The organism is Bradyrhizobium cosmicum (genome assembly GCF_007290395.2).
In the GTDB taxonomy this organism is placed as follows: Bacteria; Pseudomonadota; Alphaproteobacteria; order Rhizobiales; family Xanthobacteraceae; genus Bradyrhizobium; species Bradyrhizobium cosmicum.
In genome coordinates, this window is sequence record NZ_CP041656.2 from 2,078,701 (window position 1) to 2,094,733 (window position 16,033).

16 protein-coding genes and 1 pseudogene are annotated in these 16,033 nt (G+C 63.0%); 12 read left to right on the top strand and 5 right to left on the bottom strand.

The window, feature by feature from the left end; all coding sequences use genetic code 11:
* Positions 1 to 163 precede the first annotated feature (163 nt).
* Together FNV92_RS09740 and FNV92_RS09745 are read left to right on the top strand one after the other, a co-directional pair.
* On the top strand, positions 164 to 1,090 hold the full coding sequence (locus FNV92_RS09740; protein WP_015684514.1) for a helix-turn-helix domain-containing protein: 927 nt from the start codon (positions 164 to 166) through the stop codon (positions 1,088 to 1,090).
* A 170-nt stretch (positions 1,091 to 1,260) separates the two neighbouring features.
* Positions 1,261 to 1,965, top strand: coding sequence for an alpha/beta fold hydrolase (locus FNV92_RS09745; protein WP_143841162.1), 705 nt, complete (start codon positions 1,261 to 1,263; stop codon positions 1,963 to 1,965).
* A gap of 143 nt (positions 1,966 to 2,108) precedes the next feature.
* Here FNV92_RS09745 and FNV92_RS09750 read toward each other — a convergent pair.
* Positions 2,109 to 2,419: pseudogene (locus FNV92_RS09750) on the bottom strand (alpha/beta fold hydrolase); the annotation flags it as partial.
* Positions 2,420 to 2,711: 292 nt separating this feature from the next.
* On the opposite strand from FNV92_RS09750, the gene FNV92_RS09755 reads away from it, so the two are divergent.
* The 9 genes from FNV92_RS09755 to FNV92_RS09795 all read left to right on the top strand — a co-directional run bounded on the left by FNV92_RS09755 (position 2,712) and on the right by FNV92_RS09795 (position 11,090).
* Positions 2,712 to 3,362: a hydrolase gene (locus FNV92_RS09755; protein ID WP_143841161.1), complete on the top strand. Its 651-nt coding sequence runs from the start codon at positions 2,712 to 2,714 to the stop codon at positions 3,360 to 3,362.
* A 25-nt stretch (positions 3,363 to 3,387) separates the two neighbouring features.
* Entirely contained in the window at positions 3,388 to 3,678 is a 291-nt protein-coding gene (locus tag FNV92_RS09760) for a XapX domain-containing protein (protein WP_143841160.1), read from the top strand.
* A complete protein-coding gene (locus tag FNV92_RS09765) occupies positions 3,675 to 5,561 on the top strand; it encodes an amidohydrolase (RefSeq protein WP_143841159.1) in 1,887 nt (628 codons plus the stop codon). The genes FNV92_RS09760 and FNV92_RS09765 overlap by 4 nt, the downstream gene beginning before the upstream one ends.
* Position 5,562: 1 nt before the next feature.
* On the top strand, positions 5,563 to 6,030 hold the full coding sequence (locus FNV92_RS09770; protein ID WP_143841158.1) for a DoxX family protein: 468 nt from the start codon (positions 5,563 to 5,565) through the stop codon (positions 6,028 to 6,030).
* On the top strand, positions 6,027 to 6,959 hold the full coding sequence (locus FNV92_RS09775; protein ID WP_143841157.1) for a glyoxalase: 933 nt from the start codon (positions 6,027 to 6,029) through the stop codon (positions 6,957 to 6,959). Before FNV92_RS09770 ends, FNV92_RS09775 begins: the two co-directional genes overlap by 4 nt.
* A gap of 14 nt (positions 6,960 to 6,973) precedes the next feature.
* Positions 6,974 to 8,395: an alginate export family protein gene (locus FNV92_RS09780; RefSeq protein WP_143841156.1), complete on the top strand. Its 1,422-nt coding sequence runs from the start codon at positions 6,974 to 6,976 to the stop codon at positions 8,393 to 8,395.
* Between the two features lies 1 nt (position 8,396).
* On the top strand, positions 8,397 to 9,077 hold the full coding sequence (locus FNV92_RS09785; RefSeq protein WP_015684524.1) for a YoaK family protein: 681 nt from the start codon (positions 8,397 to 8,399) through the stop codon (positions 9,075 to 9,077).
* Between the two features lie 464 nt (positions 9,078 to 9,541).
* Positions 9,542 to 10,624 (top strand): AI-2E family transporter, encoded by a 1,083-nt coding sequence (locus tag FNV92_RS09790; protein ID WP_143841155.1) that lies wholly within the window; start codon positions 9,542 to 9,544, stop codon positions 10,622 to 10,624.
* Positions 10,625 to 10,646: 22 nt separating this feature from the next.
* Positions 10,647 to 11,090 carry a potassium channel family protein gene (locus tag FNV92_RS09795; RefSeq protein ID WP_143841154.1) on the top strand — a complete coding sequence of 148 codons (444 nt, stop codon included), beginning with the start codon at positions 10,647 to 10,649 and terminating at the stop codon, positions 11,088 to 11,090.
* Positions 11,091 to 11,125: 35 nt separating this feature from the next.
* Here the strand turns inward: FNV92_RS09795 and FNV92_RS09800 are convergent, their stop codons facing one another.
* Entirely contained in the window at positions 11,126 to 11,809 is a 684-nt protein-coding gene (locus FNV92_RS09800; protein WP_143841153.1) for a helix-turn-helix domain-containing protein, read from the bottom strand.
* Between the two features lie 287 nt (positions 11,810 to 12,096).
* On the opposite strand from FNV92_RS09800, the gene FNV92_RS09805 reads away from it, so the two are divergent.
* Entirely contained in the window at positions 12,097 to 12,720 is a 624-nt protein-coding gene (locus FNV92_RS09805; RefSeq protein WP_143841152.1) for a response regulator transcription factor, read from the top strand.
* 36 nt (positions 12,721 to 12,756) lie between these two features.
* On the opposite strand, the gene FNV92_RS09810 is transcribed toward FNV92_RS09805, so the two are convergent.
* The 3 genes from FNV92_RS09810 to FNV92_RS09820 all read right to left on the bottom strand — a co-directional run bounded on the left by FNV92_RS09810 (position 12,757) and on the right by FNV92_RS09820 (position 15,931).
* On the bottom strand, positions 12,757 to 13,221 hold the full coding sequence (locus FNV92_RS09810; RefSeq protein WP_416377749.1) for an invasion associated locus B family protein: 465 nt from the start codon (positions 13,219 to 13,221) through the stop codon (positions 12,757 to 12,759).
* A gap of 131 nt (positions 13,222 to 13,352) precedes the next feature.
* Positions 13,353 to 14,231, bottom strand: a complete 879-nt coding sequence (locus FNV92_RS09815; protein ID WP_143841150.1) for an alpha/beta hydrolase family protein — start codon at positions 14,229 to 14,231, stop codon at positions 13,353 to 13,355.
* Positions 14,232 to 14,242: 11 nt separating this feature from the next.
* Positions 14,243 to 15,931 (bottom strand): aspartate:alanine exchanger family transporter, encoded by a 1,689-nt coding sequence (locus FNV92_RS09820; RefSeq protein ID WP_143841149.1) that lies wholly within the window; start codon positions 15,929 to 15,931, stop codon positions 14,243 to 14,245.
* Between the last annotated feature and the right edge of the window lie 102 nt (positions 15,932 to 16,033).

Here is a 16,033-nt window from a genome sequence, read left to right on the forward strand (position 1 = left end):
TGCGATCGAATTTCCCGCCGACACATCGTCGTCGGGACGGTGACTTGAACAAGGACGACTATCGCTCTATGAGGAAAATCGATGCGGTGGACGTGAGCTGCACGTGGTCCTTCGGACTCACGATGGCCGCGTATCCGACGATGGATAGCTTTGAACACCCCCGATGATGGAAGAGTCTGATAGCACGGCGGCCGGCTTCTATGGGCGTCGCCTCAGCCAGCACCTGGGAATGGAGGGTGACTGCCTGCTGAGCGTCAAGCGCGAAGGGCAATTGGCCCTGGCGATGACCCGGCTGACCTGCTCCCAATTCATTCGGGAGCGAACCGCGCCGATTCCTTCCGAGCCGGCCTACAGCATTTTGCACCAGCTGGGCGACCTCGAACGGCATTCCTGCTGGCTCGCGGGACGGCCGAGATATTCGGGCGCTTTCGGTGCGGGGAGCGTCAGCGTTATCAACCTGATGGACAACCCCCAATGTGAGTTCAAGGGCCCGTTCGATGCCGTCCAGTACTACGTGCCCCAGACGGCCCTCGACGAGTTCGCCAGAGAGCACGGCGCCAAGCCGATCTCGACGCTCAAATGGAGCAGGGATCAGCGTGATCCCTTCCTCTCGACCCTGTCCAGCGTTCTGCTCAGCGCCGTGGAGCAGGATCCGACGAGCAACCAGCTCTTCGTCGATCAGATCGGGTTGAGTGTCCTGGCCCATTTCGCCCAGACCTACGGCGGAATGCGGTCGCAGGAGAAAGCTGCGGGTGGTGGCCTTGCTCCCTGGCAGGAGCGTCGCGCGAAGGAAATCATGCGAGCGCGTCTCGCCAGCAATCTGACGATTGCCGACGTCGCCACGGAATGCAAGTTGACGCCGAGCCACTTCGCCAGATCGTTCCGGCGCAGCACGGGCGTTGCCCCGCACGAATTCCTGTCCCAGCTTCGCATCGATGAGGCGAAGCGCCTGATGTTGAGCACGAAGCTTCCGCTGGCGGACATTGCGCTCATTTGCGGCTTTGGCGACCAGAGCTACTTCACCAGGGTGTTTTCCCGCAATGTGGGGGCCAGCCCCGGAGCCTGGCGAAGGGCCCGCTCCGAGGGCTGAGCAACCGGCGCCGCGGGCCTCGGCTTGTGGCGTTCTCCTCGTAAGGGGTTGCGGATGGCTGAAAGACGGCCCGCTCCAACAGCAAGAAAATCCTAGACGTCGTCCAAGGTCACAAGAACCGGCCTGGCGTTGGGCCTACGGTGCGAGCTCAATCAAAGGAGCTCGACATCATGAATAAGTCCGCCCCACCGACTGTTGTCCTTGTCCACGGCGCGTGGGCGGACGGTTCGAGCTGGCGGCTCGTCATCCCATATCTGCTCAAGAAGAATATTCCGGTGGTGGCGGTCCAGAATCCCACGAGTTCGCTCGCCGACGATGTTGCCGCGACGAACCGCGCGCTGAACGCGATCGCTGGACCGGTGGTTCTCGTCGGCCATAGCTGGGGCGGCGCCGTGATCACCCAGGCGGGAAACGATCCGAAAGTGAAGGCCCTGGTGTATGTCGCGGCCTTTGCGCCGAAGGTCGGCGAATCGGTCGGCGATCTCGTGGGATCGTATCCGCCGCCGCCGGGGCTGGCCCAGATCATCGACGATGGCTCCGGCTACCTCAAATTGAGCGTCGATGGATGGATCAATGATGTCGGACAGGATTTGCCGGCGGACGAAGCGCGCATGCTGGCCGTCCTTCAGCCCCCGCTGTCGGCGACAACGTTTGGCGAAAAGATCACCGAAGCGGCCTGGTCGACCCGTCCGAACTGGTACATCGTTTCCGCCGAGGATCGCGTCGTCAGCATCGAGCTTCAGCGGCAGTTCGCGGTCAGGATGAACGCCAAGACCACTGAACTCAAGGCCAGCCATCTCTCCTTGCTGTCGATGCCGGCGGCAGTCGCCGATGTCGTTCTTGACGCGGTGAGCGTCACGGCGGCGCAGACCTGAAACTCCGGCCGGTAAACGCGGCGGGCTGGATCTCATGTGGGAGAACTCGCCCGCCGCGATGGCCGCGGGATTTTCGGGTGACGGTGCAGCGCAAAACGAAGCCGCGGCGCCGTCACCCGAAGGAGCATCTCGCCTCGCCGCCTTCAGCCCTTGATGAAGGCGAGAAGATCGGCGTTGATTGTTTCGGCCTGCGTCGTCGGCATTCCGTGCGGAAAGCCCTTGTCTTTAGCGTACTGCTCTTCAGAAGCTTGGCACGAAGTGGTTCGGAATCCGCGTACGGGACGATCTGATCGTCGTCGCCATGCATCACCAGGACGGGAAGCTCGATCTTCTTCAAATCCTCGGTGAAGTCGGTCTGCGAGAAGGCGACGTCTCCATCATAGTGCGCCTTGGCACTACCCGTCATGCACTGCCGCCACCAGTTCTGGATGATTTCCTCGACCGGCTGCGCGCCACGATTCTGTCACAGGCGAAACTCGCGGAGCCGCCGTGGTTCGCGTGCAAGGTTGCGGATGAGAAGGAGCTTGGCTTGCACGATCTGCGCGTCGTTTGGACAAGCTGGCGATCTCCGACCGGCACGGCGGACCTGCGCCCGGCAATTCGCCGCACCTGAGTGATCATCGTGCCGAAATCCAAGCGGCGACGAAATCGTCCAAGCGTTGGCCGGCGTTCAGGGTTCACGATGCAGCCGCCCGTCCATCCCCTTTCGCTCGATCGCTCATGCCGATCGCAAGGAGAATTTCTCGATGTCGAAACTCGATATGCTCACCCCTGGCAACAGCGCGATCGCACTGATCGACTATCAGCCGGCCATGTTCCAGGGCGTTCAATCGCATGACCGCCTGGTCACGGTTAACAACGTCCAGATCCTGGCAAAGGCCGCCAAGCTCTTCAAAATCCCGACCGTGCTGACCACGGTGGCGCGGGATTCGTTTTCCGGACCTTTCATGCCGGAGGTCGCCGAGCTGTTTCCGAAGCACGATATCATCGACCGCACGTCGATGAATTCGTGGCTCGATGCGAACTTCCGCAAGGCTGTGGCTGCCACCGGCCGCAAGAAGTTCGTGATTGCCGGTCTCTGGACCGAGGCTTGCGTGATCTTTCCGACCTTGGACATGCTCAAGGAAGGTTACGAGATCTACATTGCCGCCGATGCCTGCGGCGACCTTTCGCTCGAAGCACACAACCGCGCCATGGAGCGCGCCATCCAGGCAGGGGCGGTCCCCATCACCTCGTCGCAATACGCCTACGAGCTTCAGCAGGACTGGGCGCGCAGCGAGACCTACGAAGGAATGATGGACATTCAACGCGCGCATTCGCCCTACGGAATCCAGATCCGCTTCTCGAAATGGGCACTCGGCGAGCACGCCTCCGAAGGGGGCACGAAAGCCGGCTGACCTCCTCCAATCGCGGATCGCCGTGATGAAAATCTATCTGTTGTCGCTTGGCGCCGGCCTTTTGGTCGGCGTCATCTACAGCCTTCTCAACGTGCGCTCGCCCGCGCCTCCGCTGGTCGCGCTGGTCGGGCTTCTCGGTATCCTCGCCGGTGAGCAGATCGTTCCGGTGGCCCGACAGCTGCTGTCCGGACACGGACTGGCCTCGGCGTGGGAGCAAGCCAAGTGCGCTCCGCACATGTTCGGCATGCTGCCCGGTCGTCAAAACGGCCAATCGAAAAATGCCGCCTCGGTGGACGGCGTGGAGAAACATTTATGAGCATCGCCCCCGATATCATCCTGCATCGTGGTCTGTTCACGACGCTCGATCGCTCGAACCCGACGGCTTCGGCAGTCGCGATCGCTGGCGGACGCTTCGTCGCCGTCGGACACGATCACGACGTGATGAAGCTCGCCGGTCCCTCGACCAGGATCGTCGATCTGAGAGGGCGGCGGGTGCTGCCCGGTCTGATCGACAATCACCTCCACATCATTCGCGGTGGCCTGAACTTCAACATGGAGCTCCGCTGGGACGGCGTGCGCTCGCTCGCGGATGCGATGGACATGTTGAAGCGCCAGGTCGCCGTCACGCCGCCGCCGCAATGGGTGAGGGTGGTCGGCGGGTTCACCGAGCACCAGTTCGTCGAGAAGCGGCTTCCGACCATCGACGAGCTCAATGCCGTCGCGCCGGATACGCCGGTCTTCCTGTTGCATCTGTACGATCGCGCCATTCTCAACGGCGCGGCTCTGCGCGCCGTCGGCTATGCCAAGGATACGCCGGAACCGCCGGGGGGCGAGATCACGCGCGATGCCATGGGCAATCCGACCGGCCTGCTGCTCGCAAAGCCCAATGCCAACATTCTCTATGCGACCCTCGCCAAGGGGCCGAAACTTCCCTTCGACTATCAGGTCAATTCGACGCGTCATTTCATGCGCGAACTGAACCGGCTCGGCGTCACCGGCGCGATCGACGCCGGCGGCGGATTCCAGAACTATCCCGACGACTACGCGGTCATCCAGAAGTTGAGCGACGAAGGCCTCCTGACGATACGGCTGGCCTACAACCTTTTCACCCAGAAGCCCAAGGGCGAGAAGGAGGACTTCCTGAACTGGACGAAAACCTCGAAGTACAAGCAGGGCGACGACTATTTCCGGCACAACGGTGCCGGCGAGATGCTGGTGTTCTCGGCAGCTGATTTCGAGGACTTCCGGGTCGCGCGTCCGGACATGCCTGCGGAGATGGAAGGCGAGCTTGAGGAGGTCGTTCGCGTCCTCGTTCAGAACAAATGGCCGTGGCGGCTTCACGCGACCTACGACGAGACGATCTCACGGGCGCTGGACGTGTTCGAGCGGGTCGACCAGGACATGCCGCTGGCAGGCTTGCACTGGTTCTTCGATCACGCCGAGACGATTTCGGACCAGTCGATCGATCGCATCGCGGCGCTCGGCGGCGGCATCGCCGTGCAGCACCGGATGGCCTATCAAGGCGAATACTTCGTCGAACGCTACGGGGCGGGAGCCGCCGAGGCCACGCCGCCGGTCAAGAAGATCATCGACAAGGGTGTCAAGGTGTCGGCCGGGACCGACGCGACGCGCGTGGCTTCCTACAATCCGTGGGTCTCTTTGTCCTGGCTCGTCACCGGCCGGACCGTCGGCGGATTGCGGATTACGCCCCAGCGCAATTGTCTGGATCGCGAGACGGCGCTGCGGATGTGGACCGAGAACGTGACGTGGTTCTCGAACGAAGAGGGTAACAAGGGCCGGATCCAGGTCGGCCAGCTCGCCGACCTCATCGTCCCCGATCGCGACTACTTCTCCTGTAGCGAGGCCGAGATCGCCGATACGACCTCGCTACTCACCATGGTCGGAGGCAGGATCGTCTATGGCGTTGGAGACTTCTCCAGGCTGGAGAGCGTCACGCCGCCGCCCGCCATGCCGGACTGGTCACCGGTCCGTCGCTTCGGCGGGTACGCGGCCTGGGCCGACGACAAGGCAAAGGCGAAGGAAACAAATCTGGCCATGAAGGCCATGCAGATGTGCGGCTGCGCCAATTCCTGCGGCGTCCACGGACACGATCACGCGACGGCCTGGTCGAGCCGGTTGCCGGTTTCAGACCTGCGAAGCTTTTGGGGGGCGCTGGGATGCGCCTGCTGGGCGGTCTGACATGCCTGACGCAGCGACACCGAACTGGATCTCGGCGATCCTGCGCTGGCCGCTGCTGTGGCATGCGGCCAGGCTGGCCCTGGTCTCGGCTTATCTGCTCGGCGGCTTGACCAAACTGCTCGATTTCGCGGGCGCGGTGGCTGAGCAGGAACACTTCGGCCTGTATCCGGGCTGGCTGTGGGCGGCCGCCGCGATCGTGGTCGAACTCGGCGGGTCTCTTCTGGTCGTCGTGAATCGTTTCGTGTGGCTGGGGGTCGGCGGGCTCGGCGTCCTGACGTTCGTCGCGATGCTCACCGCAAACGCTTTCTGGACCATGGGTGGCCATGAGAGGTTCATGGCCACGAATGCCTTCTTCGAACACCTCGGCTTGATCGGGGGGCTCATCGTCGTATCTATCGTGTCCGGCGAGGCGCGCCCTTGTTCTGGCCACGTGGTGCGATCTCAGACCGTCCAAGGAGTTTCTCGATGAAATCGACAAGGATTTTCACGCTGCTGGCGTTCGCCGCGGCCGTTGCTGCGATAACGCCGGTCTCGGCAAAGGAAGCAACGAAGTCCAGAGAGACGGGGATCGCCGTCGCGCCCCAATACGACACGACGCACGTCTACGTGGCGCCGGAGGATGTGGACAAGTTCGTGTCGAGCTTTCTGGCGACCTTCGGCGGCAAGAGCACCAAGCAGGTGGTGGCGACAGTTACGCCGACGCCGAGCAGCAGCACGTCGCAGCTGTTGCAGACGCCGGTCGGCACCGTCTCGCTGTTCGGCTTCAAGACGCCGATCCCGTATCCGTTTGGCGCCGAACGCAACGGCTATCTGGTTGCGGACATGGACGAGGCAATCAAGGCGGCGCGCGGTGCGGGCGCTGACGTAATCGTGTCGACCTTCCCGGATCCCATCGGGCGCGATGCCGTGGTCCAGTGGCCCGGCGGGGTCAATCTCCAGCTCTACTGGCATACGACGAAACCCGACTATGCTCCCTTCGAGCGGATTCCGGAAAATCGCGTATACGTTTCGCCCGACAGGGCCGCCGCTTTTATCCGGAGTTTTCTTGCATTCTCCCGCGGGAAGGTCCTCTCGGACGAGACGAAGGCGCCTGGTGTCGAGATCGGAAGACCCGATGCGACCTACAGGCGCATCCGGATCGAGTCCCCGTTCGGGAAGATGGTTGTCCTGGTCACCGACGGTCATCTGCCCTATCCCTACGGTCGGGAGACGACAGGTTATGAAGTGGCCGACCTCGCCTCGACTCTCGGCAAGGCAAAGGACGCCGGTGCAACGGTGCTAGTCGAATCCTACGCCTCGAGCGGCCGCTCCGCAGCTTTTGTCATGTTCCCCGGCGGGTATGTCGCCGAGATCCATGCGCTTGGCCCGAAGAGTGCATCGCGGTCGGACGGCAAATGAGGTGACGTCCGCCGATGCTGGCACGGGGCGATATGCGCAACTTCTGGATCGTCCTGACGCTTGCGACACTTGGCGCCGGCGTCGGGTTGGCGCGAGCGGAAGACGGGGACGTTGCGGTCGCCAAGAGGCCCGCGATCCAGGCGAACCGCTGGGCCGAGGACTGGTCGGTCCTTGCTGATCCGAGGTTGCGGACCGAACCGTTCGACGCGCTCAAATACATCCCGCTTTGGGCCACCGATCCGAAAAGCTACGTCTCGCTGGGCGCCACGCTGCGTGAACGATTCGAGACCAATGGCTCATCGGCGTTCGGCACCGGCAACACGTCCTCGGACAGCTATCTCATCCAGCGTTTGCAGGTCCACGCCGACATTCACTTCAACGAGAACTGGCGCGCCTTCGTTCAACTCGAGGACGATCGAGCCTTCGACAAGCTGAGCATCTCTCCGGTCGACCAGGACCGCGCCGATCTTCGTCTCGCCTTCCTCGAGTACGTCAACACGTTCTCGGGCGGGACCCTGAAGGCGCGCATCGGACGGCAGGACTTCGCTTTCGACCTGCAGCGCTTCGTATCGTCGCGGGATGGACCCAACGTCAGACAGTCATTTGATGCGATCTGGGCCGACTGGGAAACCGGCGTCTGGCGCTTCATCGGCTTCGTCAGCCGCCCCGTCCAGTACTTCGACGTTCGCCCTTTCGACGACACCTCGAACGACAATTTCCGCTTCAGCACGCTCAGGGTCGAACGGAAGGTCATGGGTGACAACGAGCTGTCGGGCTATTACTCGCTGTACGAGCGGAAGGGCGCCAGATATCTCGACGCGGTGGGTGACGAAAGCCGTCACATTCTGGATGCGAGATTCGCGGGAAAATCCCAACAGTTCGACTGGGATCTCGAGGCCATGGGGCAGGCGGGCCAGGTGGGGGCGAAGGATATCCGTGCCTGGGCCGTCGGCACGCGGATTGGATACACGTTGACCGGTGTTCCCTGGCTGCCGCGCATCGGCCTCCAGTTCGACGCTGCATCGGGCGACCATCACTCCGGAGACGGAACGCTGGGAACGTTCAATCCGCTGTTCCCGAATGGCTATTATTTCACGCTGGCCGGTTATACCGGCTACGCGAACATCGTTCATCTCAAACCCTCCATCACACTAAGTCCGGCGGACCGTCTGAAGGTGATGGCTGCGATCGGCCTGCAATGGCGGGAAACGACGGCCGACGCTATCTACGTCCAGCCGAACGTGCCGATCGCCGGTACCGCCGGGACGGGCAGCAACTGGACCGGGGCCTACGGTCAGCTTCGTATCGACTACGCGTTCAGCGATCACCTGACGGGCGCCATCGAAGCGGTGCATTTCGACGTCGGTGATACGATCATCCGTGCTGGCGGGCACACCAGCAACTATCTCGGCGTTCAGCTTCAATACGGTTGGTGACATGCCACGCAACATCCTCGCGCTTCCGCTTTTAATGAGCCTGAATGCCGGTTTCGTCGATACCGCCGGCTTCCTTGCGCTTCAGGGTCTCTTTACGGCGCATGTCACAGGCAATTTCGTGACGTTTGGTGCGGCCATGGTCAACGGAACATCAGGCGGTTTGGCAAAGCTGCTCGCGCTTCCCGTGTTCTGCCTGGTTGTCGTGACCACGCGGATGTTCAGCTTCCTGCTGCCGAGGTTAGGCCTGCCGATTTTCCGGTCGATGCTCATCATCAAGACCGCGCTGCTGGCAGCGGGGGGAGCGTGTGCCGTTCATTTCGGTCCGTTCGCGCAAGGCGATAGCTGGCAAGCAATCCTTACGGGAATGATCCTGGTCGCCGCCATGGCCATCCAGAACGCCGCCCATCGCATTCATATGAGCACGGAACCTCCCAGCACGCTCATGACCGGGACAACGACCCAGATCATGATCGACGTCGCCGACGTCCTGCGCGGTGCGCCAGCCTCCGTGTTGACCATAGCCCGACCGCGCCTTGGCAAGATGGCTGCGAGTGTGGTCGCCTTCGCACTGGGATGTGCCGGCGGCGCCTGTCTCTATGCGGGGTTTGGGACCTGGTGTTTTCTACTGCCTCCCCTGATAGCATTGCCCGCGGTGTTCCTGGCCAAGGCCGAGCCGAAGTGACCCCTGTGCATCGTCGGAAACTTTCAACGGCCAGACAATCGCGCGATATGACTTCCGATTGCTCTAACGGGCAGTCCTGGTCCCGCGCAACGAAGGCACTTATCGAGAGGCGTGAGCCCTGCCAGCTCTTCGAGAAGCGAAGCCACAGCTCGCAAAATCGACCGACCGGGGTTGCGGGTGCTGAAGGCGCGGCCGAACATTCTGGGGGATCACCGCTCCTCCAACTCATGGACCCTTAGCGTTTGAAATCGTGACGTATTTTGTGCTTTCCCGAGCGCGAATATTGCTAGCTACGGTTGGTAGCTTACGGTCGAGGCCCTTAGTTACCTCACCGCCCGCCGGTTTGGCCTGATCACCACTGCAGCTGCGGCAGAATCTCCGCGACCGCTTGACCTGGATCAAGCCCACGGCTGGAGGCCGACGCTGTCTAGGCGCGCCACTTTACGATTCATGAGCGTCGAGCCTTGAAGCTTCCTCGCGATCTCTTCAGCGCCGAAGGCATTGTCCAGCTTTTGATCCGGTTGGCGCTGCTGGCGCTGTTGATCGTCTGGACCTTCATCATCATCAGACCGTTCGTGCCGATCCTGACCTGGAGTGCGGTGCTTGCGGTGGCGTTCTATCCGGCGTTCGGCTGGCTCGCCAAACGCCTCGGGGGGCGCCCGCGGATCGCCGCTGCCATTCTCACCCTGATCACGCTCGGCATCGTTCTCGGGCCCGCGGCATGGCTCGGGCTGAGCGCGGTCGAAGGCGTCAGGGACCTTGCGAGCCAGATCGGATCCGGTGATCTCGCGCTCCAGGCCGCCCCCGAGCAGATCAAGAGTTGGCCGCTGATCGGCCCCCAGCTCCACGATTTCTGGAATCTGGCTTACACCAATATCCGCGCCGTGCTGCGCGAGGTGGCGCCATATCTGAAGCCGCTTGCAGGCGTGATGCTGTCGTTTGCCGGCAGCGCCGGCGTCGGCACGCTTCAGTTCCTGGTGTCGGTCCTCATCGCCGGCTTCCTGTTTCCGTATGGGCCGCAGCTCGTTGCCGCGGTTCGTGGATTTTTGTCTCGCATCGTGCCCGAGCAGAGCGAGCACTTTCTCGGACTGGCAGGTGCGACCATTCGGGCGGTGTCGCAAGGCGTGATCGGCGTGGCGATCATCCAGGCGCTGCTAGCCGGCATCGGGCTGAAGCTGGCGGGCGTTCCGAGCGCGGGTCTGCTCGCGATCGTCGTCCTGTTGCTTTCGATCGTGCAGATCGGCGCGGCCATCGTCTTCATTCCCGTGCTGGTCTGGATCTGGATGGACAAGGACGTGCCGACGGCGCTGCTCCTGACGGTCTTCCTCGGCGTCGTCGGTCTTCTCGATAATATCCTGAAGCCATTGGTGATGGGACGCGGGCTGACCACACCGACGCTGGTGATCCTGCTCGGGGTCATCGGCGGGACACTTGCGCACGGAATCATCGGCCTTTTTATTGGGCCGATCATCCTGTCAGTCGCCTGGGAACTAGCTGCCGCGTGGATCGGTCGCGACCAGGATGGGTCCGGCAGTCGGCCGCGATAGAAGAGAGAACAGGACGACCCTCATGCTGATGCAGTATTTCGTTGGCGCCCTGGTCAGCGCGATCAACATCGGCATCCACGCGCTCGTAACCGTCGTCGCCGTCTCGATTGCCCGCACGGCCGGTCTGCGTCCGACCGGGCGGCCGGGGCTGCACCTGATGGGTGTGATGGTCGCGACCGCCGCGGTGCTGCAGATCGCGCACACGCTGGAGGTCCTGGTGTGGGCAGGGGCGTATGGCGTTGTTCAGGCCGCCGCGGCCGACAGCGGTCTGCTTTATTTCGCCTTCGTCAACTACACCACGCTCGGCTATGGCGATATCACGCCAGTGCGGGAATGGCGGCTCATCGGCCCGCTCACCGCGATGAACGGCGTCCTGTTGTTCGGTTGGTCGGCCGCGATCCTGTTCGAGGTCCTGCGCAAGACGCTCGATCACCTCGGAATGACCGAGGTGTCGGGGGGGAAATGATCCCGCGCAGGCAGGCACACCGACGATGGGATGCCTCAGGCCGGCCGGTCGAGCACCGCGAGCTCGTGCCGATCCAGCAGCACGATCTGGCGCTGGGTGTTGCCGATGAAGCCGATGACGCCGAGCTCGTGCAGCCGTGACAGGGCGCGGGAGACCGTCTCCAGCGTCAGGCCCAGATAGTCAGCGATATCGCGCCGCGACATCGGCAATGCCATGACGCCCGCGGCGGTCAATCGCTTGTCCATCTCGAGCAGGAACGCCGCGACCCGTTCCAGCGATGTCTTGCGGCCGAGCAGCAGCATATGATCTTCCGCGTGCTGGAGGTTGTTCGTGGTCATGCTGAGCAGGTTCTTGGCGACCGCGGCGTCGCTTTCGGCTACCAATTCAAGGCTCTGCCGCTTGACGAGACGGACCGTGGTGTCGACGATCGCCTCCGCCGTGAACCGGTGCTCGCTGCCGTTCTCCAGCCCGAAGATATCGCCGCGCAGGTGAAAGGCGCCGATCTGCCTGCGGCCATCGGAGAGCAGCTTGTAGCTTCGCACCGCACCATATTTGACCTGATAGACGTATTCGGCGGGCTCTTTCTCGCCGTAGACTTCGGTGCCTTTCTTATAGGAGAATTCGCTCAGGCTGACGAGCGGGTTCGATTGGCTGGTCATGCCGAGGTCGCGGAGAGAATTTGGGCGCTGTGCGGAATCCGTGGTGGTACGAACGAACATAGGCCAACTCCTCAGCTGAACGCCGAATTGGTCTGTCGAACAGAAATCTCACAGCGGATGCGCCGCGCTATCTAACTCCCGCCGGGGTTGATTTATGACCAAAGCGGTATTCCATTCCATTGTCCTAAGGATCATTGTACCAATGGACACGTTGAGCGATCTTTGCCCGGACAAGCCTTCGGGAGGCGTGTCGTTTGCAAGCGTCGTTTCGATTTTAGGACTACTTTACGGAGTACCGTTTCGGTCATTCGGCAGCCATCGTTGAACTCTGAGCGAGAGGTGAAGGGGTGCCGGGCCTTGTCCACGTGGTCGATGACGACGCATCGTTCCGGACGGCGATCGAGCGCCGGCTGAAGCTCGCCGGCTATGACGTAGCGACCTACGCATCGGCGCAGGATCTGCTGGACGGCCCGCCATGTAACGATCAGCCTGGATGCATTCTGCTCGACGTGCAGATCCCCGGCCTGAGTGGTCCCGAGTTGCAGAGCCATCTGATCGCCTCGGGCTCGACACTGCCGATCATTTTTCTGACCGGGCATGCCGACACAGCGACCACGGTGCGGGCGATCAAGGCGGGTGCCGAGGATTTTCTGACCAAGCCGGTTTCGTCGGAGGTCTTGCTCGACGCAATCGAGCGCGCGCTCGCGCGGCAGCACGCGGCACGCGGGCAGCGCGGCAGGCTCGAGGCGTTCCGCACAAACATCGCCTCGCTGACACAGCGCGAGCGACAGGTGTTCGATTTCATCGTGCGCGGCAAGATCAACAAGCAGATCGGCCACGAGCTCGGAACGACCGAACGCACCATCAAAGCGCACCGCCACCAGGTCATGGAGAAGATGCAGGTTGAATCGCTCGCGGAGCTGGTTTCGATCGCGGAGCGGCTTGGCATGCTCGATCCGAACGGCGATTAGCTGGCGCGCTGCAGTCGCGTGCCCTGTGTGAGCCGCTCATTCATCGACATATTGCTCCAGCGTCCTGGCCGGTGCACCCTTGCGGACGGACGCGAACTCGGCCAGCGGCACCGATGTCGTCAATGCAAGCAGGTTGGAGTCGACGGTCTCCAGGACCAGCGTCTTGCCTGACTCCATCTGCTTGACGATCGCTGCCGGTGCGACGTCTGCGGCAATGCAGGCATTGGTCAGGCACCAGCTGTAGGGCAGGCGGACGGGACTGCCCCGATCGACGGTCAGCTTGGCCGGCCGTTGCAGGTACATCCCGACGGGCACGAAGAGCTGCAGTCGCGCCGCAGCGCCCTCTCGCTCGATCAGGTCGATGCGCACGGCCATCTGGCCGGTCGGGAACTTGCCTGATATCGAGGTTCGGCAGAGCATGGGCGCGCCACCCGCCTTGAAGCAGAGTTTCTGCCAATCGCCGTAGGTGATGTCCTTCGCGTCGCGCTGACCCCTTGTCATGACTTCGGCAGGTTTATCGGCTTGCGCAGCGAGACAAGATAACGCTGGGATCGTGGCGATGAGGGCGAATGGAAGGGCTGCGATACAGTCGCGGCGGGCGCTGGGCATGGTCGCATCTCCGTCACCGGGCTCTATCTTTGCGCGTCCAGAAATTTCGTCACCAGCGGCGACCAGAGCGGAATTGCATCCGGCGAGCCGATGAAGAAATGCCCTTCGTTGCCGAACGGCGGCATCAGATGATATTCGGCCCGGCCGCCGGCGGCCGTGAATGCCGCATGCATGCGCTTCGACAGCTCCGGGCCGAAGAACGTATCGTTCTCGATGTAGATCCACAGCATCGGCACGCGCGCGGTCCGGCCGAAATCGGCGGTAGCCTCGACCAGTTTGTCGGGCGCGCAGTTGTTGTTCGGCTTGCCGCCGACCCGCCCGCCGCGACCGGCGGCGAACGTGATGATGGCTTTCACCTGCGGCGGATTCACACTCGATAATGCGATCGAAGCCCAGCCGCCGGCGGACTGGCCGACCACGATTACGTCCTTCGGGATGATGCGTCTCTCGGCCGCCATGTAGTCGATGATCCAGAGATCGACCTGCGCGACGGCAAGACCCGCATCGTGGAAATTGGGATTGGCGCACTTGCCGACCTTCGAAAAGAACGGGCCGTAGATACCGCGCTCGGGAATGTCGATCGCCGCCGCGCCATAGCCGCTGCCGACCGGTGCGACCACCAGATAGCCGCGTCTGGCGAACCACTTTGCGGCATCGCGGAATTCCACCAGCGGGAAGAAGCTGCGGTCGGTCGGATTGAGCGATACCCCGTGGTTCATGATCACCAGCGGGAAGGGGCCATCACCGACGGGGCGGACCAGATAAGCAAACATCGGCAGCGGCAACGGGAGCGCCCAGATCTCCTCCTGGATGCGGACGTCATCCTCGGCGCGTGCAGGCGCCTCGAACGCGGCGAGAAGCAGCAGGACTGTCGCGAGGATCATTGCCAGGATCCGGCGCATCGCATGTTCCTTCAGCCTGAGGAGGTCGCAGCGACGACGATCGGTCCGAGCACCGTCAACACGACGTTGCCGACCGCGTAGGGCACGGCAACACCCAGCACCGGGGTCTTGCTCTCGGCGACGTCGCAGGCACCGGTGACGGCGGCATCCACAGTCATGGCGCCGGCCAGCGCACCGCAGGTCACGACCGGATTCATGCGCAGCAGATAGAAGGCGACCAGCGTTCCGACCGTCAGCGGAACCAGTGTGACCACGACACCCATACCGACCAGCAGCAGGCCATGGGCCTGGATCGCCGACCACGCAGCGAGCCCGTTGCCGAGCCCGACGGCCGCGATGAAGCCGCCGAGCCCGAGATCGCTCAGGGTTTGCTGTGCCGCCGGCGGCAGTGCACCCATGGCGGGATTGCGGGAACGCAGCCAGCCACAGACGAGGCCCGCGATCAGCGCACCACCGCCGCCGCCCAGAGTCAGCGCGACCGTACCGACCTTGAAGCTGACAAGGCCGGCCAGAAGACCTGCGGCGACGCCGATGGTGAGGAACGCGATGTCGGTGCGGTCGCTGGTGTTGAGGGCGTGACCGACTTGCTTTGTCGCGCGCGCGATATTGCCGGTGCTGCCGACCAGCGTCATGACATCGCCGAGATAGACGCGCGTCTCGGGGCCGAGCGGGACCTCCCGGCTCATCCGCGTGAGGGAACGCAGGAAGACGCCGCGCGCGCCATCACCGACGATCTCGGCGACGTCCCTGATCGAGCGGCCGTGCAGCCTGCGGTTCTCCACGAGCACCTCGATCACGTTGCCGGGGAGGCTGCGCAACAACTCGTCAGAGTCGACCTCCGGGCCGATGACGGGCTCGGCGTCGACGATCGCCGCGGTCGGGCCGGTCAGGACGACATCGTCACCGGCTTCGAGGATGGAGGCGCGGTTCGGCGGGATGTCGGCGCCATCTCGGACGATCCGCTCAATGACGGTGCGGCCGCCGATCTCCGCCTCGATGGCCTCGACCGTGCGGCCCGCGGCCGCCGAGACGCGATAGGCACGCGCCTGGAACTTGCGATAGGACAGATTGTCCGCCTTTGCCGGCGTGCCGCCGGCTAACTCCGCCTCCAGCTTCGCTGCTTCCGCCTTCAGATCGATCCCCATCAGCCGCGGCGCAACGAACGGCACGAACAGCAAGGTCAGGATGTAGCCGAGCACATAGGTCACGGCATAGCCGGCGGCGATATTGGCTTCCTGCTGCTTCAACATTTCGGCAGGAAGGCCAAGCTGCGCCAGCGCGCCCGATGCGGTGCCAATCACAGAAGACTGTGTCAGCGCGCCGGCGGTAAGCCCGGCGGCTGTCCCGGTATCGAGCTTGAACATATGGGCAAAGATGAGCACGAGCACGAGGCCTGTACTGCCGATCACCAGCGCCAGGACCACCTGCGCCAGGGTTCGGACGCTCAGGGACGCAAAGAACTCGGGCCCTGAGCGGTAGCCGATCGTGAAGACGAAGAGGCTGAACAGGATCGCACGGAGAATCGGTGGGAAGGCGAAGCTGCCGAGCTGTCCGATCAGGACCGAGACGATCAGGATGCAGGCCGTGGTGCCAATCGAGAAGCCGCTGATCTTGAGGCGGCCGAGGACAGTGCCGATCGCAATCGCCAGCAGCAGGAAGATCTCCGGTGCGGTGGTGATGATCGACCTGACGGTGCCCATGGTCTCATGTCCCCCGGCGCGCTGCCGCGATTTGATTGGTGGCGAGAGGAGATTGCTTGATCCAGATCAAGCGTTGGTACGGACAGGGTTGCGCCTATGACG